Here is a 26,718-nt window from a genome sequence, read left to right on the forward strand (position 1 = left end):
TTCTTATTGTTTTTTCGTCTCCCCGCTTGCTGCATTGACCTTTTCAGCATCCCAGTACATTTCGCTGAATACGTCCGCGGCCGCGTTAGCCGCACGCTGCAGCTCTTCGAGATTATTATCTACTCCGCCAAACTCGAGCAAAAGCGCTCTATCTGTTAAATCCTGATTGTAAACACCATTATCGCCTGGCGAGCCTTTGGAAAAGACACCTGTGCTAAGTCCGGGGTATTTTTTCTCCATCAGTTTATGAAGCTCACTCGCAATTTTATAGTTTTCTTCGAAGTTTTTGCTTTTTTTCCCGACGACAAAGGCTACCCTGGCATAGCTTTTTCCTTTAATCGTTGCGGTTGTGTCTTTTTTGCGCCGTGAGTCTCTGTGGATGTCAATGATATATTGCAGATTTTTGTTTGAAGCGAGGGCGTCTTTCACGACCGGCCTTGATTCGTCATAGGACCTGGCATAGTTTAAGCCTTTTTTATTCAATTTTGACTGTATATCGGTTTTATTCACTGTGGCTCCGATTCCCTGGGATTCAAGCGCTTGTCCGAACATATCTCCTACAAGCGTGACGTTGGCTTTAGAATGGCGCGCCATGTCAGGATCGGTCTCGCCTTTTAATAGAGGGAGATATGATTCGGTATTGTGCGTGTGATAGATAAACACGACCTTTTTATCACCTGTTGTTTGTTTGGGCGGATCTTTTTGTGCATTATCTGATCGCGTTTGCTGTTTTTCAATCTCTGCCAAATTCGCTTCCCTTTCTTCCTCCATCACCTTAGACGGCGGCGGCGATTCCGCAGGCATATTCGTATAATCGGTTCCTTGTCCAGCTAACAAAATCTCGGTATCAAATTGTGCAAACCCTGGCAGCTCCCGACCGAGAAAGCTCCGCGGATCTTCGAGGTTAATGCTCGTCGCCAGCTTTAAAGAAAGACGAGAAAGATGAAATGAGCTGTCGGTTTGAGAGAGGTCAGAAGCGAAATAATGGTTTTCCATCCGCAGCAAATGTGCAAATACGTCACCCGGCAATTCTTCAGCAATCCCATAAAAAGAGTCAGACGACGGCCTAAGTTCCGGCCGGAGAGACGTCAGCACACCGGATAGAACAAAAATCACGATAAGGCTTACGATAAATAGAAAAATGGCTTTTACCGCTTTCCCTCCATTTACCGCAACAACAATCTGTCTGTTTCTGCGTTTATTTCTCATTGAATCCCTCCAGCGCTTGTCTAGTAATTACTCTATGAACAAGCTAGAGGAAGTAGAACTGTTTAGTGATTGTAGGAGCCTTTGTTTTCTTGTGACACTTTTTCATGAAGCGCTGTGTTTAATCCGTTCGCTAAAACATTTGCCATATCGTCGATAAATGAATCGACTTCCTTCGGCGTAACCATTAAGTTGTGCCCTAAAGGCGAAAGCACCTCGTGAATGAGCTGCCGTTTTTCATCTTCTTGAAGGGTTCCGACAATCCCTAGGAACGATTGGCGCTGCTTTTGATCGGGAAGATCTTCTTCAGTGAGCACTTTCTTTTTCCCAAACGTCATGCCTGCCGGAACAAGCGATCTTGATGGCCTGTTATCCTTCATTTCTCTGCCAAAATGTTTTAATATGTAGTCCACCGTGTCGCTGGCAATTGTCACGGCATCAACTACTGTCGGAACACCGATAGCAATCACCGGAACACCAAGCGTGTCTTTGCTTAAATCTTTTCGTTTATTCCCCACTCCAGATCCCGGGTGAATGCCTGTATCCGATATTTGAATGGTTGTGTTGACCCTTTCCACCGCCCGCGCCGCCAACGCATCAATGGCTATGACAAAATCAGGCTTCGATTCCTCAATCACACCTTTAATAATGTCACTTGTTTCGATTCCTGTTATCCCCATTACACCCGGTGCAAATGCACTGACAGGCCTGTAACCCTCCTGTACGTTTTCCGGCTGAAGCTTAAACAAGTGCCTTGTTACCAACAGATTTTCTACTGCCATCGGTCCAAGCGCATCAGGTGTCACGTTCCAGTTGCCGAGCCCAACGATCAAACAGCTCGCATCTTTTGAGATATTAAGGTTTTCAAGAAAAGCTGAGAATTCCTCCGCAAAGACAGCAGAGACCTTCTCCTGCATTTCCGAATCATTCTCCCTGATTCCCTGTGCTTCAAGCGTTAAATAGCGCCCTTCTTTTTTTCCCGAAAGCTCTGCGCCTTCCTTTGTAACATCAACTGTGCGGATTTTAATGCCGCCGTGATCACGCTCTTTTTCAATAAAGCCTTTAATTTCTTTTGTCGGCACAGCCTGCTGATTGGCCATTGCTTCCTTCGTTTCCACTGCCAAATCGGTCCGTATCAAATACTGATTCACATCCAGCTCACTCTTTTTCATACAGGGGCCTCCTTCACATTAAGTACCTATATTGTTGCCATTTGCTGAATGAATCATGCTAAAAAGAGAACCTTCAATGAAAAATACTTTACATTTATATTGCAATCTAAAGGTGTGTTTGATAGAATACAATTTGTTCTATTGTGAAGAAGATTTAACCTTAAGACACTGTGCTACAGGTTGTATCTTAGGAGGTGAAACACATGCCAAACATTAAATCAGCGATTAAACGTACAAAAACAAACAACGAACGCCGCGTTCATAACGCGACAATCAAATCTGCTATGCGTACTGCAATCAAACAAGTTGAAGCTTCTGTTGCCAACAACGAAGCTGACAAAGCGAAAACTGCTCTTACTGAAGCAGCTAAACGTATTGATAAAGCAGTGAAAACAGGTCTTGTACACAAAAATACCGCAGCTCGATACAAATCAAGACTAGCGAAAAAAGTGAACGGACTTTCTGCATAATATAAAAACGATCCTCAATAATGGGGATCGTTTTTTTCATTTCTTTTTAACAGCTGTAAAAGGAACAGTTCGAGCAGAAGCTGCTTGTCCTTTTTTCCGGTTTTCATCTCATAGTCCATGACGGCAAGCTGTTCAATAATTGAACGGAGCTCCTCCTCTGAAAAAAGCCTTGCTTGATCCATCGCCAGCTTTACCCGAAATGGGTGAACTTTTAGATTAGAAGCGATTTGTTTTTGTCCGTATCCCTGTTCCGCGAAGTACTTTGTCTGCAGAATCAGCCGGAACTGGTTCGAAATAAGCGCCATAATTTTGATCGGTTCTTCATTTTGTTTAAGCAAATCATAAAAAATTTGCAGACTCTCAGTTCGTTTTCGGTTGACGATTTTATTGATCAGCTCAAAAATATTTTGTTCAAGGCTTCTAGCAACAAGCATTTTCACATCATCCAGCGTAATTTCTTCACGATCTCCAATAAACGTGCAGAGCTTTTGAATCTCCTGAAAAATCGATGACAGATGCCCGTTCACAAGCAGAACCAAATGCTCCGCCGCTTCCGTGCCGATTGTTTTCTGCTCTGTTTTTGCAAGGTTGACAGTAAAGTCTGTCGTTTCCTTTGCGTTTAATTCCTTCGCCTCCATCATAAACGCGTGCTTCTTTAACGCTTTCGTCAGCTTTTTCCGCTCATCAAGCTTTTCATACGGAGCAAGCAGGACAAAGACTGTGTAAGGCGCAGGTGATTGTATATATGATTCAAGCGCACTGACGTTGTGCTCAATTTTTTCTTTTTTCTTTTCACCTGTTAAAAAATATGGATTTTTCACAATGACAAGACGCCGCTCTCCCATAAACGGAAACGTTTCAGCATCTGCAATCGCTTGATCCAGCGGGTCCTCTTCCAGATCAAAAACGGATAGATTGAAATCCTTTGTCTCCTGATCAACGACCGTCTGTCTGATCCTGCTGACGGTTTCTTGCAGCAGATATGTCTCTTTTCCGTATAAGCAATAAACCGGATGGACATCTCCTTTTTTTAGGCTTTTCCACACATCAAATACCATTGTTGTACGACTTCCTCTCTTTCATCATCCCCCTCTATCCTAAATTGAGTTTGCAAAATAGTAAAGAGGAAGCCTGACTGCTGCTTCCCCATTTATATTAAACGCCTGTTCGCAAGCCCCCGGGACAGCTTGTAAAAAGGCGATAATCACCAGAACAGAAAACGTTACCTAAGCTTCTAGATTTTTCAAAACGATTCGATTATACTTAAATCAGTCAGGAGGGATAAAGTTGAATGATTTTGAAAAAAACGTTCAAAGCAAACGAAATGATGCTGTAGATTCAGCTGTTGGTTTTGTTGTGTCCTTCGGATTTTTCGCCTTCTTGTTTGTCATGGCAACGGTTATTCACCTAGTTGGTTCATAACAGCGACTGCCCGGGCTGCTGATTTCTCGGCAGTCTTTTTTTAGTTCGTCTCTGTTATATCTGATGTATCATATGGAGGATAGACAGAAAAGGTTCCAACTCTGTTTTTATATCTATATTGGATCGTTCCGTTTTGGTCTGTTCGCAGCACGCGGATAGAATGTCTCTGTAATAGTTGCAGAACTTCTTGATGAGGATGATGGTACCGATTGTTTTTCCCGGCTGAGATAATGGCCGTTTTCGGCTGAAGCTGTTGGATGAATTCTTCACCGGTAGAGCCTTTGCTCCCATGGTGCCCCACCTTTAACACATCTGCTTTTATATTCGGAAACACGTTCATCACCTCTTGTTCCCCTTCTTTCTCCAGATCACCCGTCAAGATCCAGCTCATACCGCCCGTCTCCATCCAAAGAACGAGAGATGAATTATTTTTGCTTGCCGGATCAGGTGCTTCCGGTGACAGTACATGGAACTGCAAATCCTTTATTTGCAACACATCGCCTCGCTTCACCTCTTCAATTGCCACTCCCTCTTCCCTGGCTGCCTGCAGCACTTTCTCATCTTTAGGTTCAGAAACGAACCCTTTCGGAATCACGAGGCGCTTTACTTTATGATGCTTCAGCAGAATCTCCGCCTCTCCGATATGATCTTGGTCAGCGTGCGTCAGAATTAAAGCGTCAAGCTGCTTGATTCCCTTAGCAGTTAAAAACGGAATCAGCACCTTTTCCCCCAGTGAAAACGGATGCTGTTTTTCGCGCCAAGGCTCTGACGAGTAAGACAAAGTGCCGCCGGTATCAATTAAGACACGACCCCGCTGATGCGGAGCACCTACAAACATGCTGTCACCCTGTCCAATATCTATCATATCCACTTCTCCTTCGGAACTAAGACACGGATATATAAAGAGCAGAAACATCACCGTGCAGCAAATGCCTCCGGTTACCATCAACTGCGACAAGGAGCGTTTTTCAATCGCCATAAGCAATAGGATGATCGTGACCGTGAATAAAAAAAGCAAAACAGGTGCAGGATGTGCGATCATAATCGTGAACACTTCAACGTCTGCAATGTTTGTGATTAGCCTATTGGTCCAGCTTATCAATAAATCAAACCAGCTGAAAAACAATCTCCCAAACGAAACGGAAAGACTTAATAGAAGAACACCTGCTACAGCTCCCGGCAAAATACAGAAGGTATAAAATGGTACCATCAACATATTCATCGGTACGCTGATGATAGAAAACTGATGAAAATGATATAGGAGAATCGGAAGCGAGCCCAGCTGAGCGATGAGTGATACAATTGTCAGCTGCCCCAAGGAGGTTTTAACCTGATGAAAAATAGAAGAGGATAGAATTAAAGAAAAACTGACGGCGAACGATAGCTGAAAACCGGCTTCAAAGAGATGATAAGGATTGAAGAGCAGAAGGACGATGTATGAAAGACAAATTGCAGTTGCAGAGTGGACACGCCATTTGACAAGGCTTCCAGCTAAGTAAACACCCGCCATGAGAGCGGCGCGTAGCACTGAAGGAGCAGCGCCGGTCAACATCACATAGAGCGGCAGAAATAACAGCAACAGAATTGACGCCTTTTCTCTAGTTATACCAAGACGGATTATGATATAAAACAAACCTGCTGTCAAAATCCCCACGTGGAGTCCTGATATCGCCAAGAGATGGACAACACCAAGCTTTTGATACGCGGTAAGCACTTCGTCCTCCACATAAAATCTGTCACCGACTGTAAGTGCCTGTACAATTCCTGCCGAATCAGGAGGCAGAAGGCTGTTTGTGAATGATATGATATGTTTTCTCAAGCTGAGCACCTTGTACTTAAAATTTTCAGGTTCACTGCAGTTTTGGATAGACGTGACAGAGTAGTTCCAATGAATATGCTGCCGATAAAGATACTCGTTATAATCAAATGCACCCGGCACAGTTGCGTGATTCGGTTCTTCCAATGTACCAGTCAACTCACATGACATTCCTGGTTCTATGTATAACAGCTGTTCTTTTTCACCAGCAGACTGAATGCGATACGCAGCAGCCCATTTTTCCTTATCAGGTGTCTCAACCATCATAGACATACGGTCGCCGTCAATTTTGGGAATAGTGTCAATCACTGCCTTGAATTGATAGGTTCCCTGCCGATAGGAAGAGACATTCTGAGAATCTGTGACTGCATACAGTACAAAAAACAATATAAAAGAGAAGAAACAAACAATAATAAGAAAAGCGTGCCTCGTTTTGATTAACATGATGAGGAGAAAGAGGATGAAAAGAAAAATAGCGGGGAAATAAGCGGCGGCAGTAATTCCAGCCGTTGCCGAAGCTGCCGCCATAGGCAATAACAAACGCGAATTACGCATTCATCACACGTAGCTCGTGAAAAGTGTATTCGCCTGTTCATGTATCTTTTTCAATTCTTCCTCCGCTAAACCGGCATCGGCCAATTTCCCTATAAGACCCGCTACAAATGAAAGCTTTTCTCTGTTTTTCAGATCAACGATCATTTCATCGAGTTCAACCTGTTCAACAGTTACACCCGCCTGTTCAAATAATTCCTGCGCATACGGATGTGTTTTGTAATCCTCAGCATAATAAACCGTTTTGATACCAGCTTGAATAATAGATTTGCAGCATTGAATGCACGGATAATGCGTCACATAAATCTCCGCTCCATCAGTCGGCACCCCAAACTTAGAGCATTGAAGAATCGCATTCATTTCAGCGTGAATCGTTCTTGCGCAATGATCATCTATCATTAAGCATCCTTCATCTGCACAATGTACACCGCCCGCGATTGACCCGTTGTAGCCTCCTGCTATCATGCGTTTGTCTCTGACTATAGTAGCGCCGACAGATAATCTCGGACATGTGCTGCGCAGCGCCAATAAATGGCTTTGAGCCATAAAGTATTGATTCCATGAAATTCGTTCCACGTTGTTCCCTCCAAATGTTGTGTTGCCTGACCTATAGTTTACCTATCATAATGCATGACCGTCAAATCACTTTACTGTAATGGAAGACTTTATTTTCTCAAATGACTTTTCACCTATTCCTGAAACCTTAGTGATTTCTTCAATTGTTTGGAAACGCCCGTTTTCTTCCCGGTATGCAATAATAGCTTCAGCTTTGGATGGCCCCACCCCTGAGATGCCTTGTAACTCCTCTAAGGTTGCTGTATTGATATTCACCAGCGCTCCCTTCCCTCCATCGCTTTGGACAGACCCTCCGCCACCTTGCTGCACTGCTGTTTCCTCTCCCTTTTTCGGGATGTACACCACTGTCCCGTCCTGCAGAATCTCCGCCAAATTTACTTGCGCTTCGTCTGCTTGTTCTTTGGTCCCGCCTGCTTTCTCAATTGCCTGAGATACTCTGTCCCCTGTACGCATTTCATAAACGCCTGGATGCTGAACAGCACCTTTGATGTCTATCACAATTGTTTCGCTTGACTCGTCGTTGTTTGCTTCCTGCTTTACCACTGTATTTTCTGCCTCTGTTGGTACAGCTTGCTTCACCGGCTCTTTATTTTTCCCTGTGGCCAGAAAGATCATAATCGCTGTGAAAACAGCCGCAGAAGCCGCTAAAACAATTGCTTTCTTATGCTGATTCAACCAATTCATCGTGCATGTTCCCCGCTTTCGTCATATTTTATTTTCATAACACATATGGTTTAGAGGATAATAGCTCAAAGGAGGGGAAACCATTGAAGATAGGCTTTATCGGCACAGGAAATATGGGTACGATCCTTATCGAATCATTTATTGAATCAAAAGCGGCCGATCCCTCAAACATGACAATTACAAACCGCACAATTGAAAAAGCGTTGCACATAAAAAACCGCTACAACAGCATCAACGTTACCGAAAGCCTCGAAAAGCTCGTTTCTGAAAATGAGATGATTTTTATTTGTGTTAAGCCTCTGGATATATATCCTTTACTGGCAAGAGCGCTACCTTATTTAAGAAAAGATCATATTCTCATTTCAATTACAAGCCCCGTTCAAACCGAACAGCTCGAACAATATGTGCCGTGTCAAGTGGCGCGAGTGATCCCAAGTATTACGAACAGAGCGCTGGCAGGTGTTTCTCTCGTCACGTTCGGCACAAGCTGCGGCGAATCTGCAAAAACGAAAATCAATGAGCTGATGCAGCATATCTCTCATCCGCTGCAAATTGAAAGTGACATCACAAGGGTTGCATCAGACATCGTAAGCTGCGGCCCCGCTTTTATGAGCTATCTGATTCAGCGGTTTATAGATGCAGCTGTCACGGAAACATCAGTATCTAAACAGGACGCGATTTTGATGTGTAAGGAAATGCTTGTCGGAATGGGAAAACTGTTAGAAACCGAATTGTATACCCTGCCTGCATTACAGGAAAAGGTTTGCGTTAAAGGCGGTGTAACAGGAGAAGGCATTAAAGCGCTGGAAAGCGGTGTGCAGGATATGTTTCACCGGGTATTTCAAAATACTCATATGAAGTACGAGGAGGATATTTCTGCAGTGAAAAAGCAGTTTCATGTGTAGACGAGTATGTCATACTTTCGTCTGTACTGCAAAAGCATAAAAAAGCATTTTAAAAAACCATCGTTTTAAGAAACGATGGTTTTTGATTTCTGCGCCTTGAAAAAGAGGCGTTCTGATTGTGCTGATGGCTCGGTATCCGTAAAATCAGCTGTCACGCGATGGAGCTGAAAGCCGCAGTTCTTAAGCATTTCTTCGTATTCTTCCACCGGGAACGTTCTTTGCTCGTGTGTCTCATCAAAACGATCATACGCTTCTCCGTTCCACACAAAAAACGACATATCATGAATGACAGAAAGCTCGTCACTTCCGGCAAAGCTCTGCCAAATATAGCTGATATCTTCGTCCTGGTCAGCAAATGTGCTATCCGGAAAGACTTCCGCAATTTTAAAAGATGAATGAACATCAAACAGCAGAATGCCTTCAGGCTTTAATACCCGAAAAACACTGTTAAAGGTTTCGATCACATCATTTTTTGTTTTTAAATAATTTAATGAGTCACAGCATATCACAACAGCGTCAAACTGACCGTCAAAGCCGGTAATCTCTCTCATATCCTGCTGAAGAAATAAAATAGGCTGGCTACTCGATACCTTTTGCTGGGCGAAAGAAAGCATCTCTTCGCTGAGATCGATGCCTGTAACCTCGAAGCCTTTTTCGGCAAGCCGGATGGAGATTTCCCCCGTGCCGCATGCCAGATCGAGAATACGGCCTTTTTCCGGGAGAGATGCTTCAATCCATTTTGTCCATTGATCGTAAGGCGCGTGAGACATTAACTCGTCATACACGCTTGCAAAGCCTTGGTAAATCATTGGTTCATTCCAAGCTCAAGATCTGCGAGCGGAGCGTCTCCCCACAGCTTTTCCAGGTTGTAGTAGCTTCTTTCATCCTTGTGGAAGACATGGACAATCACATCGCCAAGGTCAACGAGCACCCATCTTGCTTCATCGAAGCCTTCCATCTTTTTGACTTGAATGCCGTTTTCTTCAGCCTGATCTTTGATTTCACGGGCAATCGCCTGCACCTGTTTATCTGAATTTCCGTGGCAGATCAGAAAATAATCAGCAACCAGAGAAATACCTTCCATATCCAGTGCTAAAATATCCTCTGCCCGTTTATCGTCGCAAGCCGCAGCTGCGATCTTTAAAATGGACTTTTGGTTCATTCACAAATTCCTCCTGTTCAGCTGCCAGACACAAGCCAGTTATATGTTAAAAATGTGTCTGGAAAAACCGGTTGATTTTTTTTCATAAGAAAAACCATTGTATTTTTAATGGACTGAATCAGCGCTTGATTCAAATCTGTCTCAGCAAGCTTACGCACCTCATCGACACCGGGAAATGCCCGATTTGGCTCAATGTAATCGGCAACGTAAATGACTTTTTCTAAAAGTGTCATGCCGGGGCGCCCTGAGGTATGATACCTAATGGCGTCAAGAATGTCTTCATCTTGAACCCCTGCCTCTCTTTGGACCAAATAAGCGCCGACCGGAGCGTGCCAGAGCTCCGGATTATGATCCAATAAATGCGCAGGCATTTTTTCTCGCGCAATAATTTGTTTCATTTCTTCTTTCGGGCGGAATTTGGCGTAATCATGAAAGATTGCCGCTGTTTCCGCTTTTTTAGAATCGGCTCCAAAACGCTCCGCAAGTTCGATCGCCGTGTTCATCACGCCAACCGTATGGATATATCGGTGTTCGGTCAATTGCTGCTTCACGCATGCAAGTGCCTCCTCACGATTCATATAAACCATTCTCCTCTACATACTTCTTCACTTTATCAGGGATTAAGTAGTCAGTGGGCTTCTTGCTTTTAAACCGTTCCCTTATCATAGTTGATGATACCTCAAATTCCGGAACGTCTGCAAAGAGAAGCGGATAAGGGGTTTCAACATGAAAACCGGGGCGCTTTACTCCAATAAATTGAATGAGGTTCAGCAGCTCGTCCAGCTTATACCATTTAGGCAAATATTCAATCATATCAGCGCCGATAATAAAGAACAGCTGATCATTTGGATAACGCTGCTTCAGTAAAGAAACGGTATCAAAGGTATATGACGGTCCTTCTCTTTCCATTTCAACAAGCTCCAGCTTAAAGGACGGATTAGATTGAATTGCAAGCTTTAGCATTTCCACGCGATGAAAGCTGTCGGTATAGTCTTCGTTCTGTTTATGCGGCGGAATTTGATTAGGCATAAACCAAATTTCATCAAGCCCCGCCTGGTACAGCACCTCATTCGCCATTAAGAGGTGACCATTATGCGGAGGGTCAAACGTGCCTCCGAAAATTCCGATTTTCTTCATTTCAACCACCTTTAAGGAAGCTCGATTTGTTTATTTTCCTTTGATTCCTTATATAACACAATCGTATTGCCGATTGTCTGCACCAATTGAGAGCGGCTTCCTTTTACAAGAGCTTCCGCTACATCGTTTTTATCCTCTTCGCAATTCTGAAGCACGCTGACTTTAATCAGCTCTCTCGCTTCAAGCGCCTCAGCAATTTGTTTAATCATGTTGTCGTTTACTCCGCCTTTACCTACTTGAAAAATCGGCGTTAAATGATGCGCTTTAGAACGCAAAAAACGTTTTTGTTTACCTGTTAACATTCTGTTCCTCCTAATTTTCCTATTACAATGGATCTCATTTTTTCAATATCAGGCTCTTGTCCAGTCCACAATTGGAAAGACAATGCTGCCTGTTCAACAAACATGCCCACACCGTCGAGTGTTTTCAAGCCTTTTTGGCTTGCTTCTTTTAAAAGGGCCGTCTGTATTGGATTATACACGATATCACATACGACGGCACTGCTCGCGGCACGCTGTAATGAAAGCGGCACATCGTCCACGTTCGGATACATGCCCACAGACGTTGTATGGATGATAACATCATACTGCTCAAGACGTTCTTCTGCTTCTTTTATGCTTAATACTTCTTTATTGTGAAACGAGGGAGTAGCTTCTGTAAGCCGCTTTGCTTTTTCTAACGTCCGGTTGCAAATGTCAAATTTTTTCGGGGTATTTCGGACAATTGTTGTAAAAATGGCTCTCGCCGCTCCGCCAGCGCCGATCATTAAGAATGACAGTTCAGAGATGGGCTTGTCTAATACCTTCATTAATGACTTCACGAAGCCTTCCCCATCGGTATTGTATCCGACAAGCTTATCTCCCTCTCTTCTGACCGTGTTTACGGCACCGAGCACTTTTGCACTCTCATCAATATGATCCAGATAATCCATAATGGAAACCTTGTGCGGAACAGTCACATTGATTCCTTGTACGCCTAGAGCTCTTATTCCTTTTACCGCATCCTCCAGATCATTCTCTTCTACCTTGAAGGCATGATAATGTCCGTCAAGCCCGAGGTCTTTCAATGATGCGTTATGAATATCAGGTGACATAGAATGGCCAATCGGATTTCCGATAACCCCGTACAGCTTTTTCATACTCCTCTCCCCTTTTCTTAAATTAATGAACGTCGAACAAATACATGAACGCCTTTTGGCGCGTATGCAGTTACCTTTTTATCGGCGTCATGGACAGTAACCCAGCCTAACCCAGAGAAAACGATATCTGTCTTTTTGTCTTTTATCGTAAACGTATGGGCGACCAATTCCGGAAACTCATCCATTTCATCTTTACCCGGAGGTGTGAGCAATTCCCCTGCATGCTTTTCATAAAGCGCGTCTGCATTTTCAAGTTTTGTTCTATGAATCATCAGCTCATTCGGCATATAGCAAATAAAAGGAGATCTTTCCCCAGACACATAATCAAACCTTGCAAGTCCGCCAAAATACAGTGTTTGCTGATCATTAAGCTGGAATGTGCGAGGCTTCAGCTCCTTTTTAGGAGATAATATTTTCAGATCCTTTTTATTGACATAATGCGCCATTTGATGGTTGTTGATAATTCCCGGTGTATCATAAAGCGATGAACCGTCATCCAGCGGGATTTCAATCGCATCAAGGGTTGTGCCAGGAAATTGGGATGTTGTAATAATATCTTCTTCACCTGACACTTCTTTAATAATCCGGTTAATAAAGGTTGACTTTCCTACATTTGTACATCCGACAACATAGACGTCTTTTCCATTGCGGTAATGCTCAATCGCGTCAATTACTTCTCTGATTCCCTGGCCGCGTCCCGCACTAACCAAAAATACGTCAACCGGTTTTAAGCCAAGCTCTTTCGCTTCACGCTTCATCCATTGGATCAGACGTTCTCTTTTCAGTGACTTAGGCAAAATATCCGCTTTATTGCCAACTAATAAGATAGGGTTTCCCCCCACCAAGCGCTGCAGCCCATTAATCCAGCTGCCGTTAAAATCAAAAATATCAACAATTTTTACGACAAGAGAGTCCGTTTCTCCAATACCGTGAAGAATGTTCAAAAAATCATCATCAGTTAAGGAGACATCTTGTATTTCATTATAGTTTTTCAGTCTGAAGCAACGCTGGCAAATCACATTTTCTTTCGTAAGCGATGCAGGCGGCGCGTACCCCAAACCTGTTTTGTCCTCGGTTTGGATCGTAACTCCGCACCCGATACAAACAACCTTTTCCATTTCTTACTCCTCCCACTGAATGTGCCCTTTTCGTTTGAGAGCACTCAGTATTCTGCGTTCGACCTGGCGGTTAAAGCGCGTAATGAATCCGTCAGAGGAAGCGACTGGCACGACCAAAATCGTATGGTAGCCGTTTCGGTTTCCCCCGAGTACATCGGTCAGCAGCTGGTCTCCGATGACAACGCAGTCCTCTTTTTTCAGCTCCATATTGCGCACCGCTCTATTAAAGGCTTTACCCATCGGTTTTCTTGCTTTATAGATGAATGGGATTCCAAGCGGTTCTGAGAAAAGTTTCACTCTTCTTTCGTTATTATTAGAGACAATTGTCACTTTAATGCCGTGTTCCTTCATTTCTTCAAACCACTCGATCAATCGCGGCGTCGCATTCGGTCTGTCCCATTCAACAAGCGTATTATCCAGGTCAGTAATAATCCCTTTTACATTTCGTTCCTTTAATTTCTCAGGTGTAATATGAAAAATATTTTTTACAAACTCGTCAGGTAAAAAAAACTTTTTTAACAAAACCCGCACCCTTCCCTTTTTCTTTCTTTCAAAATGATTGTCGAAAAAAATCGAACTTGCGCCTAAAGAAAAACTGAGCAAAAAAATTTCGACAAAAATTGGGTTTCTTCACCAGGTGTGGATAAATTTACACACACTATCCACTCTTATTACATCACTCTTTAGACAAATTATAAACACGATACTCACAAGTTATCCACTTTTTGGTGTGGATAACAGAACGATTGTTCTTATATGCATTTCATGGTAGATTAAAGATAACTTCAACCTCAGATGAACGCAACTTATCATTGTATGCGTTAAAATCATGAATGATTCCAACTTTTAAGGAGGTGCCTCTCCCATTAATTGGGTTCCTAGCATGAGAAAACTGTCTGATGAATTACTAATAGAATCTTATTTCAAAGCCACCGAAATGAATTTAAACCGTGACTTTATCGAGTTAATTGAAAACGAAATAAAAAGAAGATCGCTCGGACATATTATTTCCGTATCTTCTTAATAGGAATTTGTCTATTTTTTCCGGGCGTATTTCCTTTTTTTACTCAGATGACTGATATTATATCACTTTGGCTGCGCGCTTTACTACTACTTTCAGCAAAAAACACCCCTAAAAAGAGGTGTTTTAAAGGGCCGGTTATTATGCTAACCAGTATATGCCGCCCACAACCAGGAGAACAACAACTAAAACAACAATAAAAGCGTATCCATATGCTCTGCCTGCGCCATACATGTGAAGCGCCTCCTTAATAAGGTTTTATAACAGCCTATGTAGGAGAAATAAATCGGACTAGGCGGTTGTCCGGCTCAACGCTGCAGGATCTGCCCATCTTGTATTCCTTCATATACGATCCTTGCCCCTTTAGGTGTCATATGATTTCCAGAAGGATCTATTAAACCAGATTGGATAAGCGCTTCATCAGTTGCTTTTCCGCCGTCTGCTTCTATAAAATGCTTCCAGTTATCTACAAGAGGGACATCCAGGCGCTTCGACACATCTCTTGTAATATCGTTATATGAGTTGTGCCATTTCCTTGCTCCGCCTTTTGGTTCAAAAGCAGCTGCTTGATATCTGGAATAGTAAAACAGATGATGCTTCCCATTACCTTCTATAATTGGGATACACGTCATTAAGATTGGCTTGATCCCGTGTTTTCTGCTTTCTTCAATAAAATAAACCAGATTTTCTCTAAAACGCTGCTTCGACACTCTCGGTTTCCCCTCAGTCAGTATGGCAGCGTCATTGGTGCCGAACATAATAAACAAATACTTCGGTTTTTGATCCAGCACATCTGTCTGAAATCGGAGACGGGCATCCTCTGTCGTCTGTCCGCCGATTCCCGCATTGAGTATATCAAGGTTACCGCGCTCAGCTGTTTTTAATATATTGACCCACTGCTGTGCTTTTGGATAATCGCGATAATCCCAATTAGAGCCACGCGTATTGCTGTCACCAAATGCTACAACGTCTTCGTATCCCCTTCCCTCGCATCCTGCTGTAACAAACAGCAGAAGGAAAAGGATGATAAAATGTTTCATCTTTACACCCCCAAAAGCCTCACCTTAATGTTATACCTCTGTTTCTCTTCGTTCAATGAAGAGTTTTTCGCTATCACTGTTTTTTCCTATAGTTAACGTGTCCCCCTCAGTGAATATCATTCTGCTTTCATTGCGGCGCAGCTGATGATTTTTTAAAATTCCCTTCTTTCCAATCTGAAAAACACACAAACCAAAGAAAAGAAAATAACCTGAATCCGCACTGGAAACAGGTTATCCGTTAAATCCTGCATTTACTTTAACTTCGATTTAAGCTTGGCCTTTGTTTTTGGCCCATAAATCCCGTCTGCAGTTAATCCGTTCATGAGCTGAAAACGCTTGACGGCATTCGCTGTTTTCGGTCCGTAAACTCCATCTATGCCATTGTTTTTGGCTCCCTTATCAGGATAAAAGTGAAGTGCAGCTAAAGCCTTTTGCAGCTGGAGAATGTTTGTGCCCTTTCGATAAGGCGAAGTGAGCTTTATAACCCCAGACGGCAGAGGATATGATGGTGAAGTTTCTTTTGGAGGTGTATCCGAGGAAGAAATTCCGTTTATAAAAGAGTTCCAGTGGTCCAAGAGTTTCCGCGGACATTCTTTCCCGGACCATTTTTTGTGGGGAACAACACGATGTAACGGAATATTGTTTTCCTTCATCAGCTTTCTGATCAGCCACTGGGCATTTGATGTTGCTTTTTCAAAATCGCCGTCAGCATTTTCGCAGATTTCAATCCCGATCGATTTGCGGTTTCCTGTCCCGTTTGTACCGTCTCCCGCATGCCAGCCGTTTTCATCTATCGGGAGATGCTGATAAATGACTGAATCGTCAACTGTAAAATGCCAGCTTTCGGATGTGCTCGGGTTTTTCACAAAATTGGCGTGCATTTTCGCATCAGCGCCTTTTGCTGTATTCGCTGTATTATGCACCGTAATATAAGCAGGCGTCATCGAATAGCCAGGACGATTATTATTTGATAGCGGTATAAAATCCTTTTTTATGGTTACCATTTCTATCCCTCCCTATTATTAAGAATGCAGAAAACAGAGAGATGGACAGCCTTTTTTATGAGGTAAAAAAGAATTGTGTTCTTAACCTGGTTTTCAGTTGAACCGCTGAAATGGCACCAGTTATACTAATTTAGATGACGGAGGTTTTGGCTCCTGACATCACCTAAGTTGGGAGTGACCATAGACATGTTAAAAAAAGTAATAGGTATACTTGTGATTATCGCTATCATTGCAGTCGGTTTTTTTCAGAAAGAAGCTTGGCTTGATGCAATCAAAGCAGGAGGGATGTTTTCCGTTTTATTTAGTATGTTGCTGATTGCTGCCGATGTTTTTTTCCCAATAGTGCCGTTTGCTTTGGTTGCTGCTTTAAATGGCGCAGTGTTCGGGACTGCAAATGGAATTTGGATTACACTGACCGGCTCAATGCTTGGTACAATATTGCTGTTTTTTCTCGCCAGGTACAGTTTTAGAGATTGGGCCAGAAAAAAAGTTCAGGCCTATCCTGCCATACAAAGCTACGAGGCTTCCTTCAACAAAAACGCTTTTACCGCTGTTTTATTAGGAAGGCTGATACCTGTCATACCTTCACTTGTAATGAACGTGATCTGCGGGCTGAGCCAGGTTCGCTGGCATGTTTTTTTCTTTGCGTCTTTAATAGGGAAAATCCCCAATATTGTTGTTGTCACTATTGCAGGTGCCAATTTCACCAGCAATAAATTATTGTCTATCAGCATTTACGGTACATATATTCTGATCATCATGCTGGTCATTTATAAAAAGTTCCCTCATCTTCTGAAGGTGCCAAAAAAATAAGGAGGCTTGTTGGCCCCCTTACTTTTTTTCTGTCGCATGGCCTCCAAATTCATTTCGAAGCGCAGCAACCACCTTTCCTGTAAACGTATCGTCTGTTAAAGAACGGTATCTCATCATTAGTGACATGGCGATGACCGGCGTTGCCGTCTGCAGATCAAGCGCGGTTTCCACCGTCCATTTTCCTTCACCTGAGGAATGCATAATGCCCTTGATCTGATCCAGTTTCGCATCCTTAGAGAAAGCTCGCTCAGTCAGTCCCATAAGCCAAGAACGAATGACAGAACCATGATTCCACACTCTGGCAACCTTCTCATAGTCAAAATCAAATTGGCTGTTTTCAAGCACTTCGAATCCTTCACCAATCGCGGCCATCATTCCATACTCAATTCCATTATGGATCATTTTTAAAAAATGTCCGCTTCCCGCTTCACCAGCGTATAGATAACCATTTTCGACGGCAGTATCACGAAAAAGCGGTTCCACAATCTCCCATGCTTCATGGTCGCCCCCCACCATAAAACAGGCTCCATGCCGTGCGCCTTCCATTCCGCCCGACGTTCCGGCATCGAGATAATGGATACCCGCTTCTTTCATTTGATTGTAGCGGCGAATTGATTCTTTATAATGAGAGTTTCCAGCTTCGATAATCATATCGCCTTTACTTAATAAAGGTGATACATCACGCAAAACAGCATCGACAATGCCATGCGGTACCATAACCCATAGGATACGCGGCGGGTCTAATAAAGAAATGAACTCTTTAAGATTCGTTGTTCCCTCTGCCCCGTATGCTTTCAGTTCATCAACAGCCGCTTGATTTACATCATATCCAACCGCTTGATGATTGCGGTCAATGAATTGCTTTCCTATGTTTATGCCCATTTTCCCTAAGCCGATTAATCCGATTTTCATATCTGTTCCTCCTGATTGTCTAAAAAGCCTTTACTCTTTATGTTCCCTTTGGACTGTATTGTGATACGCAGAAAACAAATGGGGCTTACATCGTCTGCGCATGTAAATTTTATTTTTCATGGGCCGACTGCTCCTGCCAGTTCTATTACTGAACCTCTTTATATCCATAATTATCACTTTATCCTTGATTTACCATCAGTTTAAGTTAAAATATGGGAAGGAATTCGATTTTTTCAGTAAAAAGAAGGTGACATGTTGCAGAATCAATCTCATACTCTTATTGGAGTTACGAAAACCGCTGTATTCTTTTTATACGCTGCACTTGCAATCATCGGTTTTGCAATCGGGTATTTTATTCCGCAGATTGCGAAATGGGCATTATCCCTCCCCTGGATCCCTCTTGAAGGACCGCTTCGGCTCATTACCTCTTTTCAGGGATCTACAGCTTCATTTATCACTGCTCTTCTCGGTATGTGTGCGGGGATTTGGTTCGCTTATTCTGTTATTGCAATGCTGCTGTCTGTCAAAATTACAGATCACACAGTGGAATTCATCAAAGGAAAAAAAGTGCAAACAATTCATTCCGATGACATCGCTCTTGTATTTATGGATCACAAACGGCTTGTCCTCCTGGGAACAGCCGGATATGAATTGGTACGGGAAGAAATTGATGAAAAACCAGTAAACGTTGAGAAGGCCTTTAGACAGCATCATTACGAATGGGCAACAGATGGTGATCCGTTTAAAGATCAATTTCGCCGATGGATTCCTGATGCACCAGACCTATCGCAAGGCGCCCATGCCTTATTAAAAGCTCGTCACAAAGCGCTGCAGGACGAAGAAAAAGACGATATTGAAGAATTCCGTCTCGAACTGGCACAGCTGGGCATCGTTGTACGGGACGAAGGCACACGCCAATATTGGCGAAAAGCAGAAACCTATCCCCCAAAAATTCAGCTCGGCGAAGGATTGTAACAACAGAGGCTCAAGAAAGAGCCTCTTCTTTATTACTGCACAATAAACAGCACTCTGGTGCCGTCAGGATAGCTGCTCATTTGATTCCCTACCCACGAGCCGGCGCCGCGATTATCAGAAGGCGTCACATATCGGACATCAGCCCCTGCGCCGCCTTCCTCGCAGACCGCCATCGGCCACTCATCCCGGTCATAGCCCGGCTTGGTCGGGATTCCCTTTAAAGATTCCTCCCGCCTTTTGTCTGCTCCATCTCTGTCAATGGTACAAATATCTGGATGTCCCTCTGCAATCGCATCCCTAATATGACTGCCGGTTTCCGGATAACGAGACAGCGGAAAATATAACACTTTGTCATACAAAGATGCGCCTTGGATCTGTTGCGGAACCATTAAACAAAGAAGAACTGCTGCAGCAAGAAACAGGCCTGCCATCCATTTTTTCATTCCCATCCCCCCATACCTTTGTTCATTTCAATGTATGGGCGCTTGATAAAGATTATTTTTAACATTTGAAGTTAGTATGCTGCTTACAAAAGCCGGACTCCCCCGCGAGAAATTTCCCGGTACAGACACAGACAGCCTCCCGGTCACATACATTTACATATAGGCTTTTGCCTACATACTTTTGTGGAGGTGACGATGGTGACAGGTGTTTTCGCAGCGCTCGGCTTTGTTGTTAAAGAGCTTGTCTTTTTAGTATCTTACGTGAAAAACAATGCCTTTCCACAACCGCTCTCAAGCAGCGAGGAAAAAAAATACTTAGAGCTCATGGCTAAAGGGGATGAACATGCCAGAAACATGCTGATTGAGCATAATCTTCGCTTGGTCGCCCATATTGTGAAAAAATTTGAAAATACAGGTGAGGATGCAGAGGACTTAATCTCCATCGGAACGATCGGGCTGATAAAAGGAATTGAAAGCTATTCCGCTGGTAAAGGGACAAAGCTGGCGACGTATGCTGCGAGGTGTATTGAAAATGAAATCCTCATGCATTTGCGCGCATTGAAAAAAACAAAAAAAGACGTCTCCCTTCACGATCCGATCGGGCAGGATAAGGAAGGGAATGAAATAAGCCTGATTGACGTTTTGAAATCAGAAAACGAAGACGTGATAGATACGATCCAGCTCAATATGGAGCTTGAAAAAGTGAAACAATACATTGACATTTTAGATGACCGTGAGAAGGAAGTGATTGTCGGTCGGTTTGGACTTGATTTGAAGAAGGAAAAAACGCAGCGAGAGATTGCCAAAGAACTCGGTATCTCGCGCAGCTATGTATCGCGGATTGAAAAGCGGGCGTTGATGAAGATGTTTCATGAGTTTTATCGGGCAGAGAAGGAAAAGCGGAAGAAGGCGAAGGGGAAATAATGCAGAAGAGGCCGGATCTCATATTCCGGCTTTCTCTATTTGAAAGAGTTATGAAAATCATTTTTTTCATAGCTGATAAGCTCTCCGAGAAAGCGTAGCAAATGTCTGAACTTATAAGTCCTTTGCCTGCATCCTCCCTCAAGCAATCCAAAGCAGGACGTTCTAAAAAGCTCACCAGAAAATCCTTCGTCAGCATACTTCAGCACATCTTTTGTCCCTGCTTTCTTTATACAGGCTTTAATCTGGCTGTCGATGCTTGCTTGATCGCTTGTTCCTCGGTCGATACCCTTACATATATTGCTATCACTCTGGATCTCCTTCCTATAAAGTTTTATTAAATAATGATAGCAATCGTTAATGCATTTGTCAGCTTGCGGTCCCTCGATGATTATCACCTTCATAAAATGCATCACCTCTTGGGTAATGCTATGTAATACCTGTTTGTCCTAATGAGGTGATTTTCAATGAGTATGAAAACAAATAAAAAAACCGATGGTTTGAACCATCGATCTGTTTTCTATATCACTGGGCCCTCAATATAGTAAATCTAGCTCATTGGTTATGAAAGCTTATTTTCATTACACACTCTATATTCATTTGTTATCATTTCTATACGTTTATATCAATTATGGTAAAAAATGGTGACAAAAAACCCAATAAACGTCCATCCTAACTTTTTCATCTTATTTATTAAGAATTTTAACCTCTTCCTTGTAAAATAAAGAGCGATTTTCATCTCCAGACAGTTAATGCTATTTCATCGGGACATGTCTGTTAAAGTTGCCAATAAATACATTCAGAGCTGACATTAAACAGATAGACTTATAAAAATCTGTACCAGTTCCCTTTCACAATTAGGACATTTCGGCGGCGTATCGGCATAATGCGAACTAATTTATTAATGTTCAACAACAGAATTTCGTCTATTGGCAATAAAGAATCCACAAATCATTGCAAGAATGGCCATCGCCCACCAGAACGTTGAGATCGCCTGATCATGATCGATGATAATCAAACGAATGACAGCTGTGATGCCAATATAAATGAAGTAGCGAAGCGGAAAATGAAAGTCTGATTTGAAGTATTTGATAATCAAAGCAATGAACTCAAAGTACATGAAGAATATAAGCAGTTCTCCAAGCATCTCATAATAGCTGTCCACTTTGTTGAACAGTGACTTGTATACGAATAGCACAATGTACCAAGTCTCGCTGATCAGAAGTGCGCTTAAGGCTAACGCCAGAAAGAACAGACAGACGTTGAGAAGCGCTTGTAACAGGTAAGGCACCTTTTTGAATTTGTTAGAAAATCTCATCATGTTGTCTCCTATTTCAATATATTCGTGGTTTTTATTCTCAGCCTACATCTTGGTGTTCCAAAATCGTAGCACAATGTAGTACTTAGAATTCTTTTGTATACTGTGAAACTGTCCCTGCATGCGGGACATCATTCGCGCAATGCTTCTTTCACCGAGTCCGTTGCTTTCCGGTGTTATATCTGCAAGTTTAATCGTATTGCTAACATGGATCTCAAATATCTCTTGATCCGATACAAACGTGATGCTGATTTTTTCTTCCGGATCTGCGTATTTCAATAAGTTTGACATCACATTATCAAATACACGACCAAGCTCCTCCAAATTCACGTTAATATAGGTTTCCGGCAGCTCGCCTGAAATATGGACCCGAAAATGCTCCTGATGAAGGATAGCAATCTGATCTGATATTAGATCGTAGATCACTTCTTTCACTGCAACGGTCTCCAGATCGGCCTCATATTCCTTGTCCAGCAGGAAATACGCAAACAGATTGTCAGACAAGCTTTTTAATTGCAGTGCTTTACCATAAGCATTGGCTACATACCGATCTTTGCTGGCACCCGCTTCGCCTCCCTCTTTTTTGGCAAACTCCAGATTCATGATCAGCGACGTCAGCGGTGTGCGCATATCGTGCGACATTTCGGTAACCAGGCTGCGGCTCTCAGCTTGCAATTCCTCGATAGCTTTAAGTTTATCCAGGAAAGCTTTCCGCAGATCCTCAATGCTCTTTGCAATCATCGCTAATTCATCATGCCCTTTTATCGTCATCTCGTAGTCCAGTTCGCCCCCTTCAAGAATATGAATCTCTTGGTGAATCGTTTTAAGGTAGCGAAGACTTTGGCGAATTCCGAAGAGAACAATAATTAAAAAGATGAGGGTTGCCCCGAACAAATCCAATGCAAAAGCCAGATCATAATATCGGGAAGAGTAGAAACCGTCGATAATGACTCGTCCTTCACCATCGCTAAACTTGACAGGATGTGAATGATTTTGAGCGTACTGAGTCAGCTTTTCCTTTCCATAATCCGATTCGGAATAAATAGAATCATATTGCAGCTCCTGATCCTTGAATATGGTGAGGTTAATGTAATTTTCTTTTTTGACCCACTCGCCAAACGCTTTTCTATCTGATGTAGACAACTCATTTTCTGAAACGTACTTGCTGAATTTTTGAATGTATCTTGCTGACTCCTCGTGATAATACTCTTCCGAACTCAGATATCCCTCGATCAGATCATCTGTGATCTTTTGCAACGTCAGAAAGATCACACCACTCACAATCGCAGCAACCATTATCAGCAAAGCCAGTTTTTTGGTTAGCGTAAATTTAAGATGCGCCAAATCGATATCCTCTTCCCCATTCAGTTTTTATATAAACCGGACGTGCCGGATCATCCTCAATTTTGGAGCGCAGCTTCCGTATATGCACCATCACCGTATTGTTGGAACAGTAAAAGTAAGGCTGTCCCCACACACTCTCATATATATTTTGGGCAGAAAATATTTTGTTGCGTTTGCTCATCAGAAGTTTCAGGATACGATACTCCAGATCTGACAACTTGATTTGCTTCTCCTCTTTCCACACCTCATTAAATTCTTCGCTCACTCTTAGTTTGCCCCCGATAAGAAATGTTTCTTCCTGTTCCTTCTTTTCCTGATAGATAGTATATCTGCGTAATTGAGCAATCACTCTAGCGTGAAGTTCCTCTTCCGAGAATGGTTTAGTCATATAATCATCGCCGCCGGCGAGTAATCCCTCAGTTTTATCGAGTGTACTCGATCTGGCCGTCAGAAACAGAATCGGGACGTTAGAGGATTTCCTGATGTGCTGACATGTTTCAATTCCCGAAATGCCTGGCATCATAATATCCAAAATAACCAAATCAAGCGAGTCATTCACAAGTTGCAATGCTCGCTTTCCATCCTTGGCTCTTAGCACCTCGTAACCTGCACGTGTAAGGGATTCCTCCAAAAGATCACCAATATCCTCATCATCCTCTACGACTAATATTCGATAGGCCATGTCTCTCTCACCTCATGATTCTTGTTGTTATTTCTCGTGTGTCCTTACTATATATCGTTCATAGTAATAAGTACGTTATAAGATACTACGTAAATCTTAACAATTTATGAAAGCTGATGCTCGCCACAAATTTGTCACATTTTCTAAAAAAAATGATGACTCTTCATAAATTGTTAAGATTCGGTCTTTATATTTATCCATTGTAAGGCTCAAGTTTTTCAGATCCGCACTACACATTGCCGTGATAAATGGGAAAGGAGTATTGATATGATTGTACAAAAAGAAGGACGCGGGCAACCGGTGAGTCTGCGGGAACGGGTTCATTTTCTGGACATCGTACGAGGATTTGCCTTGCTTGGCATTATTATTGTCAATTATTTTCTGATCGTAGATTCAGTAAAGGGATTCGAAATGGCCTCCGATGACGTACTGCATAAGCTGGTTTCCTGGTTTGCCGAAGGGAAATTCGTTACGTTATTCTCCTTCCTGTTCGGAGTCGGGTTTATGATCTTTATGGATCGAGCCGCGCAGAAGGTAGAGAGTCCCAACAAGCTGTTTGCCCGCAGGTTATCTATCCTGTTGGGATTTGGCATTTTGCACATCACATTTGTTTGGGTCGGTGACATATTGGCCTTTTACGCCGTAAGTGGCTTCCTGTTACTCGCCTTCTATAAACGCACGGCCAAAACGGTGCTTAGATGGATTATCGCACTTATCGTGTTTCAATTCCTGACTCCTGTTTTCACAATGTTGTACAATGTCATCAATACTGCAGGGTCAAAAAACCCGAATTTTTCAGAGTTTACTTTGTTTAGCCACAGCAGCCTTACCTACATGGAATCTATCAGCACTCGGTGGACAGATATGGTCACGATGGCTGCCGGCTCTTTCTCTATGATCTATTCCATGTTTCTCATGTTTCTGCTGGGCGTGTACTTTGTTAAGATGGAATTTTTCAAAGACATGGAAGCGAAAAAGCCTATATGGAAGCGTATCTGGATCATTAGCACAATCGCTTTTCTCATAACACAAAGCAGTATATTACTAGACATGTTTAATCTTTCTGAGAATATGCTGTGGAAGGACATTTCCTCTGTCTTGGGTCAAAATGGCGGCTTAACCGGAAGTATGTTTTATATGAGCACTTTTGCAATGCTGTTTCTATACGTTCCTCAGCTGCGAGGCCCTATGATGATATTCACCAAAGTCGGACGGATGTCATTGACCTGTTATCTGCTTCACTCTATCATTGGAACAGTTCTGTTCCTCAGGTACGGATTCGGGCTTGCGGATCATATTCAATCCGCCGGCACGTTCATGTTCAGTCTGGCCGTGTACTTCGTTCTTATGAGCTTTAGTACATTGTGGTTGAAACGGTTTAGGTACGGTCCGATGGAATTAGTATGGCGCAAGCTGACGTACGGCAAAGTAAACGGGAGTCCCAAAGCAACTCCGCTGCATTCGGAAAAATCTATTCAGAAATAACCCCCTTGCACAGATTGCATGACTTCAAATTAGTGTTGTTGAATGAAGCGGGCATTAAACGGACAGATTTGATATATGGACTAGTTATTTTTATATCATTTAGGCTTCTTTGGGCTAATAAATCCACCAGAGTTTACTCAATGTGCATTGCTCATGATCGAATCTAAATTGAATCTTTTACGCATGTTCATAGTCAAAGGCGCCTCATTCGACTATTTTTGTAACTTTTCGCAGGAAAAATTCGAGAATGATGACAAATCCCGCATACGACACTTAAAACGGTAGTGAACAATAGTAAATTAGGGTTACATGCAGCTTGTTTTCCAATGAAACAAAGAAAAAGAATCATACAAAAAGACAGGAGAAAGCTTTTGAAGTATTTTAACGCCAAATTTACCGCGGAAGAAAGAGCGATGGAATCACTTTTTTGTGAAAAGGCCTCGCAGAGCAGCTCGAATGTTTTACTGAACGACTGAACTCTATATTTTAGCAACTGAGGGAGTGAACAATCATGAAAACTAAAAATGAACCAAAAGTTATTCTGGAACTAGCAAAGGAATCTGATCTGCCAGAATTCCAAAAAAAATTACAAGAAGCCTTTGCGATCGCCGTGATTGAAACGTTCGGTGATTGCGAAGATGGGCCGATTCCATCGGACAATGATGTTCAGGAGTCTTTCAATGCTCCCGGAGCAGTGGTATATCATATTCTTCAGGATGGTAAGAATGTCGGTGGTGCAGTAGTACGTATCAACAGCCAAACAAATCATAATTCGCTAGATTTATTCTATGTATCTCCAGAATATCACAGCCAAGGGATTGGTCTTTCTGCTTGGAAAGCCATTGAAGCACAGTATCCGGATACTGTGCTTTGGGAAACCGTGACACCTTATTTCGAAAAGCGAAATATCAACTTCTATGTGAATAAGTGTGGATTTCATATCGTAGAGTTCTACAATGAACATCACTCTGATCCGCATATGCATCGCAATGGACGTGAAGATGACAAGCCCCTACTGAATGATGATGACTTTTTCAGATTTGTAAAGATTATGAAAAAAAAGGACTAAACAATTGAACACGGCAAGATGCCGCAGAGAGTTGCTGGTAACTTTTTTATATTTCATTATCAGAGGAAGGTAATAATGATGTTTAAAAGGTGTTTTGATCCCTGTCTCATAAACAGGGGTCAAAACACCTTTGAATCATCGGTTTCTTTTCTGACATATACCACGCCCACTAGTCCCTCAACATAGTAAAAACATATCATGAGTTACAAAAGCTTTTATTCAAAGCATATGTTTACTTTATTTATACTTATTTTCATCATTTTTCAGAATTCTGGACACTAATCGGGTACCTATTAGAGACCAAGGAACTCTACATTTCATTAAGAAATACGT

General features: G+C 42.5%; 33 protein-coding genes and 1 pseudogene. 11 read left to right on the plus strand and 23 right to left on the minus strand.

The annotated features are described in order from the left end of the window. Nucleotides 1-3: 3 nt before the first annotated feature. Nucleotides 4-1,209, minus strand: coding sequence for a spore autolysin SpoIIP (spoIIP, locus tag KXZ66_RS13415; RefSeq protein WP_128441736.1), 1,206 nt, complete (start codon nucleotides 1,207-1,209; stop codon nucleotides 4-6). 62 nt (nucleotides 1,210-1,271) lie between these two features. After that, nucleotides 1,272-2,378 carry a GPR endopeptidase gene (gene gpr, locus KXZ66_RS13420; RefSeq protein WP_032726190.1) on the minus strand — a complete coding sequence of 369 codons (1,107 nt, stop codon included), beginning with the start codon at nucleotides 2,376-2,378 and terminating at the stop codon, nucleotides 1,272-1,274. Between the two features lie 203 nt (nucleotides 2,379-2,581). Between gpr and rpsT the strand changes: the two genes are divergently transcribed. Then, the gene (rpsT, locus tag KXZ66_RS13425; protein WP_003229989.1) at nucleotides 2,582-2,848 is read left to right on the plus strand and encodes a 30S ribosomal protein S20; all 267 of its coding nucleotides are present in this window, start codon (nucleotides 2,582-2,584) and stop codon (nucleotides 2,846-2,848) included. A 14-nt stretch (nucleotides 2,849-2,862) separates the two neighbouring features. On the opposite strand, the gene holA is transcribed toward rpsT, so the two are convergent. Both holA and KXZ66_RS13435 read right to left on the minus strand, forming a co-directional pair. After that, nucleotides 2,863-3,906, minus strand: a complete 1,044-nt coding sequence (gene holA / locus KXZ66_RS13430; RefSeq protein WP_029317888.1) for a DNA polymerase III subunit delta — start codon at nucleotides 3,904-3,906, stop codon at nucleotides 2,863-2,865. Nucleotides 3,907-3,945: 39 nt separating this feature from the next. Continuing rightward, a complete protein-coding gene (locus tag KXZ66_RS13435) occupies nucleotides 3,946-4,059 on the minus strand; it encodes a hypothetical protein (RefSeq protein WP_122060479.1) in 114 nt (37 codons plus the stop codon). Nucleotides 4,060-4,135: 76 nt separating this feature from the next. On the opposite strand from KXZ66_RS13435, the gene KXZ66_RS13440 reads away from it, so the two are divergent. After that, entirely contained in the window at nucleotides 4,136-4,270 is a 135-nt protein-coding gene (locus KXZ66_RS13440) for a YqzM family protein (RefSeq protein WP_003229983.1), read from the plus strand. A 40-nt stretch (nucleotides 4,271-4,310) separates the two neighbouring features. Here KXZ66_RS13440 and KXZ66_RS13445 read toward each other — a convergent pair whose 3' ends face one another. The 3 genes from KXZ66_RS13445 to comEA form a co-directional block, all read right to left on the minus strand. Beyond that, nucleotides 4,311-6,641, minus strand: a complete 2,331-nt coding sequence (locus tag KXZ66_RS13445; protein ID WP_128441738.1) for a DNA internalization-related competence protein ComEC/Rec2 — start codon at nucleotides 6,639-6,641, stop codon at nucleotides 4,311-4,313. Nucleotides 6,642-6,644: 3 nt separating this feature from the next. Further along, on the minus strand, nucleotides 6,645-7,214 hold the full coding sequence (locus KXZ66_RS13450) for a ComE operon protein 2 (RefSeq protein WP_003229978.1): 570 nt from the start codon (nucleotides 7,212-7,214) through the stop codon (nucleotides 6,645-6,647). A 66-nt stretch (nucleotides 7,215-7,280) separates the two neighbouring features. Further along, on the minus strand, nucleotides 7,281-7,898 hold the full coding sequence (comEA, locus tag KXZ66_RS13455; RefSeq protein WP_032726193.1) for a competence protein ComEA: 618 nt from the start codon (nucleotides 7,896-7,898) through the stop codon (nucleotides 7,281-7,283). 83 nt (nucleotides 7,899-7,981) lie between these two features. On the opposite strand from comEA, the gene comER reads away from it, so the two are divergent. Next, on the plus strand, nucleotides 7,982-8,803 hold the full coding sequence (gene comER, locus KXZ66_RS13460) for a late competence protein ComER (RefSeq protein ID WP_032726195.1): 822 nt from the start codon (nucleotides 7,982-7,984) through the stop codon (nucleotides 8,801-8,803). Nucleotides 8,804-8,868: 65 nt separating this feature from the next. On the opposite strand, the gene KXZ66_RS13465 is transcribed toward comER, so the two are convergent. The 8 genes from KXZ66_RS13465 to KXZ66_RS13500 are packed head-to-tail and all read right to left on the minus strand — an operon-like array spanning nucleotide 8,869 to nucleotide 13,880. Beyond that, the gene (locus KXZ66_RS13465; protein WP_032726197.1) at nucleotides 8,869-9,612 is read right to left on the minus strand and encodes a class I SAM-dependent DNA methyltransferase; all 744 of its coding nucleotides are present in this window, start codon (nucleotides 9,610-9,612) and stop codon (nucleotides 8,869-8,871) included. Next, entirely contained in the window at nucleotides 9,609-9,965 is a 357-nt protein-coding gene (gene rsfS / locus KXZ66_RS13470; protein WP_003237112.1) for a ribosome silencing factor, read from the minus strand. Before rsfS ends, KXZ66_RS13465 begins: the two co-directional genes overlap by 4 nt. Nucleotides 9,966-9,982: 17 nt before the next feature. After that, complete coding sequence (gene yqeK, locus KXZ66_RS13475; RefSeq protein WP_014480316.1) at nucleotides 9,983-10,543, minus strand: bis(5'-nucleosyl)-tetraphosphatase (symmetrical) YqeK; 561 nt, start codon at nucleotides 10,541-10,543, stop codon at nucleotides 9,983-9,985. Further along, nucleotides 10,533-11,102 carry a nicotinate-nucleotide adenylyltransferase gene (locus KXZ66_RS13480; RefSeq protein WP_004398676.1) on the minus strand — a complete coding sequence of 190 codons (570 nt, stop codon included), beginning with the start codon at nucleotides 11,100-11,102 and terminating at the stop codon, nucleotides 10,533-10,535. The genes yqeK and KXZ66_RS13480 overlap by 11 nt, the downstream gene beginning before the upstream one ends. An 11-nt stretch (nucleotides 11,103-11,113) precedes the next feature. After that, entirely contained in the window at nucleotides 11,114-11,404 is a 291-nt protein-coding gene (gene yhbY, locus KXZ66_RS13485; protein WP_003226133.1) for a ribosome assembly RNA-binding protein YhbY, read from the minus strand. Further along, nucleotides 11,398-12,240 (minus strand): shikimate dehydrogenase, encoded by an 843-nt coding sequence (aroE, locus tag KXZ66_RS13490; protein ID WP_076458133.1) that lies wholly within the window; start codon nucleotides 12,238-12,240, stop codon nucleotides 11,398-11,400. The genes yhbY and aroE overlap by 7 nt, the downstream gene beginning before the upstream one ends. A gap of 17 nt (nucleotides 12,241-12,257) precedes the next feature. After that, nucleotides 12,258-13,358 carry a ribosome biogenesis GTPase YqeH gene (gene yqeH, locus KXZ66_RS13495; RefSeq protein WP_003229966.1) on the minus strand — a complete coding sequence of 367 codons (1,101 nt, stop codon included), beginning with the start codon at nucleotides 13,356-13,358 and terminating at the stop codon, nucleotides 12,258-12,260. A 3-nt stretch (nucleotides 13,359-13,361) separates the two neighbouring features. Next, complete coding sequence (locus KXZ66_RS13500; protein WP_003226126.1) at nucleotides 13,362-13,880, minus strand: YqeG family HAD IIIA-type phosphatase; 519 nt, start codon at nucleotides 13,878-13,880, stop codon at nucleotides 13,362-13,364. A gap of 361 nt (nucleotides 13,881-14,241) precedes the next feature. Here KXZ66_RS13500 and KXZ66_RS13505 point away from each other — a divergent pair, with 361 nt between their 5' ends. Continuing rightward, nucleotides 14,242-14,382 carry a sporulation histidine kinase inhibitor Sda gene (locus tag KXZ66_RS13505; RefSeq protein WP_003226124.1) on the plus strand — a complete coding sequence of 47 codons (141 nt, stop codon included), beginning with the start codon at nucleotides 14,242-14,244 and terminating at the stop codon, nucleotides 14,380-14,382. Nucleotides 14,383-14,687: 305 nt separating this feature from the next. Here the strand turns inward: KXZ66_RS13505 and KXZ66_RS13510 are convergent, their stop codons facing one another. Continuing rightward, nucleotides 14,688-15,419 (minus strand): SGNH/GDSL hydrolase family protein, encoded by a 732-nt coding sequence (locus tag KXZ66_RS13510; protein WP_003229964.1) that lies wholly within the window; start codon nucleotides 15,417-15,419, stop codon nucleotides 14,688-14,690. Between the two features lie 251 nt (nucleotides 15,420-15,670). Further along, entirely contained in the window at nucleotides 15,671-16,423 is a 753-nt protein-coding gene (cwlH, locus tag KXZ66_RS13515; protein WP_163138266.1) for an N-acetylmuramoyl-L-alanine amidase CwlH, read from the minus strand. A gap of 186 nt (nucleotides 16,424-16,609) precedes the next feature. Between cwlH and KXZ66_RS13520 the strand changes: the two genes are divergently transcribed. Then, nucleotides 16,610-17,236: a TVP38/TMEM64 family protein gene (locus KXZ66_RS13520; RefSeq protein ID WP_038429330.1), complete on the plus strand. Its 627-nt coding sequence runs from the start codon at nucleotides 16,610-16,612 to the stop codon at nucleotides 17,234-17,236. 18 nt (nucleotides 17,237-17,254) lie between these two features. On the opposite strand, the gene gnd is transcribed toward KXZ66_RS13520, so the two are convergent. After that, complete coding sequence (gene gnd, locus KXZ66_RS13525) at nucleotides 17,255-18,148, minus strand: phosphogluconate dehydrogenase (NAD(+)-dependent, decarboxylating) (protein ID WP_163138265.1); 894 nt, start codon at nucleotides 18,146-18,148, stop codon at nucleotides 17,255-17,257. 252 nt (nucleotides 18,149-18,400) lie between these two features. Here gnd and KXZ66_RS13530 point away from each other — a divergent pair, with 252 nt between their 5' ends. Then, nucleotides 18,401-19,123 carry a YqeB family protein gene (locus KXZ66_RS13530; protein WP_219144591.1) on the plus strand — a complete coding sequence of 241 codons (723 nt, stop codon included), beginning with the start codon at nucleotides 18,401-18,403 and terminating at the stop codon, nucleotides 19,121-19,123. A 32-nt stretch (nucleotides 19,124-19,155) separates the two neighbouring features. Here KXZ66_RS13530 and nucB read toward each other — a convergent pair whose 3' ends face one another. Continuing rightward, nucleotides 19,156-19,566, minus strand: a complete 411-nt coding sequence (gene nucB / locus KXZ66_RS13535; RefSeq protein WP_160221688.1) for a sporulation-specific Dnase NucB — start codon at nucleotides 19,564-19,566, stop codon at nucleotides 19,156-19,158. A gap of 195 nt (nucleotides 19,567-19,761) precedes the next feature. Here nucB and sigK point away from each other — a divergent pair, with 195 nt between their 5' ends. Together sigK and KXZ66_RS13545 are read left to right on the plus strand one after the other, a co-directional pair. After that, nucleotides 19,762-20,490: an RNA polymerase sporulation sigma factor SigK gene (sigK, locus tag KXZ66_RS13540; protein ID WP_013308023.1), complete on the plus strand. Its 729-nt coding sequence runs from the start codon at nucleotides 19,762-19,764 to the stop codon at nucleotides 20,488-20,490. Beyond that, complete coding sequence (locus KXZ66_RS13545; RefSeq protein ID WP_031600702.1) at nucleotides 20,490-20,588, plus strand: hypothetical protein; 99 nt, start codon at nucleotides 20,490-20,492, stop codon at nucleotides 20,586-20,588. Before sigK ends, KXZ66_RS13545 begins: the two co-directional genes overlap by 1 nt. Here the strand turns inward: KXZ66_RS13545 and KXZ66_RS22605 are convergent. From KXZ66_RS22605 to yrkP, 4 genes and pseudogenes are all read right to left on the minus strand, one after another. Next, nucleotides 20,585-20,797 (minus strand): annotated as a pseudogene (locus KXZ66_RS22605) (recombinase family protein); the annotation flags it as partial. The gene KXZ66_RS13545 and the pseudogene KXZ66_RS22605 sit on opposite strands and share 4 nt — an antisense overlap. A 591-nt stretch (nucleotides 20,798-21,388) precedes the next feature. Further along, on the minus strand, nucleotides 21,389-21,805 hold the full coding sequence (gene psiE, locus KXZ66_RS13555) for a phosphate-starvation-inducible protein PsiE (RefSeq protein WP_003246154.1): 417 nt from the start codon (nucleotides 21,803-21,805) through the stop codon (nucleotides 21,389-21,391). 45 nt (nucleotides 21,806-21,850) lie between these two features. Beyond that, nucleotides 21,851-23,149, minus strand: a complete 1,299-nt coding sequence (gene yrkQ, locus KXZ66_RS13560) for a two-component system sensor histidine kinase YrkQ (protein ID WP_049141120.1) — start codon at nucleotides 23,147-23,149, stop codon at nucleotides 21,851-21,853. After that, entirely contained in the window at nucleotides 23,136-23,831 is a 696-nt protein-coding gene (yrkP, locus tag KXZ66_RS13565; RefSeq protein WP_021480140.1) for a two-component response regulator YrkP, read from the minus strand. Before yrkP ends, yrkQ begins: the two co-directional genes overlap by 14 nt. A gap of 267 nt (nucleotides 23,832-24,098) precedes the next feature. Between yrkP and KXZ66_RS13570 the strand changes: the two genes are divergently transcribed. From KXZ66_RS13570 to KXZ66_RS13580, 3 genes are all read left to right on the plus strand, one after another. Beyond that, entirely contained in the window at nucleotides 24,099-25,316 is a 1,218-nt protein-coding gene (locus KXZ66_RS13570) for a DUF418 domain-containing protein (RefSeq protein WP_038829696.1), read from the plus strand. Beyond that, on the plus strand, nucleotides 25,235-25,483 hold the full coding sequence (locus KXZ66_RS13575; RefSeq protein ID WP_119123070.1) for a hypothetical protein: 249 nt from the start codon (nucleotides 25,235-25,237) through the stop codon (nucleotides 25,481-25,483). Before KXZ66_RS13570 ends, KXZ66_RS13575 begins: the two co-directional genes overlap by 82 nt. 344 nt (nucleotides 25,484-25,827) lie before the next feature. After that, nucleotides 25,828-26,385 (plus strand): GNAT family N-acetyltransferase, encoded by a 558-nt coding sequence (locus KXZ66_RS13580; RefSeq protein WP_029318133.1) that lies wholly within the window; start codon nucleotides 25,828-25,830, stop codon nucleotides 26,383-26,385. Nucleotides 26,386-26,718: the final 333 nt, after the last annotated feature.

The sequence above is a fragment of the Bacillus sp. LJBS17 genome, assembly GCF_019334685.1.
GTDB classification, from domain to species: domain Bacteria; phylum Bacillota; class Bacilli; order Bacillales; family Bacillaceae; genus Bacillus; species Bacillus subtilis.

What these genes read in the sequence shown, in the direction of transcription:
- aroE (WP_076458133.1), bottom strand. Translation starts at nt 12,240, where the DNA reads ATGAAAAAGCTGTACGGGGTTATCGGAAATCCGATTGGCCATTCTATG.
- KXZ66_RS13465 (WP_032726197.1), bottom strand. Translation starts at nt 9,612, where the DNA reads ATGATTTACCAAGGCTTTGCAAGCGTGTATGACGAGTTAATGTCTCAC.
- yrkP (WP_021480140.1), bottom strand. Translation starts at nt 23,831, where the DNA reads ATGGCCTATCGAATATTAGTCGTAGAGGATGATGAGGATATTGGTGAT.
- KXZ66_RS13580 (WP_029318133.1), top strand. Translation starts at nt 25,828, where the DNA reads ATGAAAACTAAAAATGAACCAAAAGTTATTCTGGAACTAGCAAAGGAA.
- KXZ66_RS13575 (WP_119123070.1), top strand. Translation starts at nt 25,235, where the DNA reads ATGGCGCAAGCTGACGTACGGCAAAGTAAACGGGAGTCCCAAAGCAAC.
- yqeH (WP_003229966.1), bottom strand. Translation starts at nt 13,358, where the DNA reads ATGGAAAAGGTTGTTTGTATCGGGTGCGGAGTTACGATCCAAACCGAG.
- KXZ66_RS13445 (WP_128441738.1), bottom strand. Translation starts at nt 6,641, where the DNA reads ATGCGTAATTCGCGTTTGTTATTGCCTATGGCGGCAGCTTCGGCAACG.
- yqeK (WP_014480316.1), bottom strand. Translation starts at nt 10,543, where the DNA reads ATGAATCGTGAGGAGGCACTTGCATGCGTGAAGCAGCAATTGACCGAA.
- nucB (WP_160221688.1), bottom strand. Translation starts at nt 19,566, where the DNA reads ATGAAAAAATGGATGGCAGGCCTGTTTCTTGCTGCAGCAGTTCTTCTT.
- cwlH (WP_163138266.1), bottom strand. Translation starts at nt 16,423, where the DNA reads ATGGTAACCATAAAAAAGGATTTTATACCGCTATCAAATAATAATCGT.
- gnd (WP_163138265.1), bottom strand. Translation starts at nt 18,148, where the DNA reads ATGAAAATCGGATTAATCGGCTTAGGGAAAATGGGCATAAACATAGGA.
- holA (WP_029317888.1), bottom strand. Translation starts at nt 3,906, where the DNA reads ATGGTATTTGATGTGTGGAAAAGCCTAAAAAAAGGAGATGTCCATCCG.
- KXZ66_RS13520 (WP_038429330.1), top strand. Translation starts at nt 16,610, where the DNA reads ATGTTAAAAAAAGTAATAGGTATACTTGTGATTATCGCTATCATTGCA.
- gpr (WP_032726190.1), bottom strand. Translation starts at nt 2,378, where the DNA reads ATGAAAAAGAGTGAGCTGGATGTGAATCAGTATTTGATACGGACCGAT.
- psiE (WP_003246154.1), bottom strand. Translation starts at nt 21,805, where the DNA reads ATGAGATTTTCTAACAAATTCAAAAAGGTGCCTTACCTGTTACAAGCG.
- KXZ66_RS13530 (WP_219144591.1), top strand. Translation starts at nt 18,401, where the DNA reads ATGTTGCAGAATCAATCTCATACTCTTATTGGAGTTACGAAAACCGCT.
- KXZ66_RS13570 (WP_038829696.1), top strand. Translation starts at nt 24,099, where the DNA reads ATGATTGTACAAAAAGAAGGACGCGGGCAACCGGTGAGTCTGCGGGAA.
- rpsT (WP_003229989.1), top strand. Translation starts at nt 2,582, where the DNA reads ATGCCAAACATTAAATCAGCGATTAAACGTACAAAAACAAACAACGAA.
- KXZ66_RS13505 (WP_003226124.1), top strand. Translation starts at nt 14,242, where the DNA reads ATGAGAAAACTGTCTGATGAATTACTAATAGAATCTTATTTCAAAGCC.
- comEA (WP_032726193.1), bottom strand. Translation starts at nt 7,898, where the DNA reads ATGAATTGGTTGAATCAGCATAAGAAAGCAATTGTTTTAGCGGCTTCT.
- spoIIP (WP_128441736.1), bottom strand. Translation starts at nt 1,209, where the DNA reads ATGAGAAATAAACGCAGAAACAGACAGATTGTTGTTGCGGTAAATGGA.
- rsfS (WP_003237112.1), bottom strand. Translation starts at nt 9,965, where the DNA reads ATGAACCAAAAGTCCATTTTAAAGATCGCAGCTGCGGCTTGCGACGAT.
- yhbY (WP_003226133.1), bottom strand. Translation starts at nt 11,404, where the DNA reads ATGTTAACAGGTAAACAAAAACGTTTTTTGCGTTCTAAAGCGCATCAT.
- KXZ66_RS13480 (WP_004398676.1), bottom strand. Translation starts at nt 11,102, where the DNA reads ATGAAGAAAATCGGAATTTTCGGAGGCACGTTTGACCCTCCGCATAAT.
- KXZ66_RS13510 (WP_003229964.1), bottom strand. Translation starts at nt 15,419, where the DNA reads ATGAAACATTTTATCATCCTTTTCCTTCTGCTGTTTGTTACAGCAGGA.
- sigK (WP_013308023.1), top strand. Translation starts at nt 19,762, where the DNA reads ATGGTGACAGGTGTTTTCGCAGCGCTCGGCTTTGTTGTTAAAGAGCTT.
- KXZ66_RS13545 (WP_031600702.1), top strand. Translation starts at nt 20,490, where the DNA reads ATGCAGAAGAGGCCGGATCTCATATTCCGGCTTTCTCTATTTGAAAGA.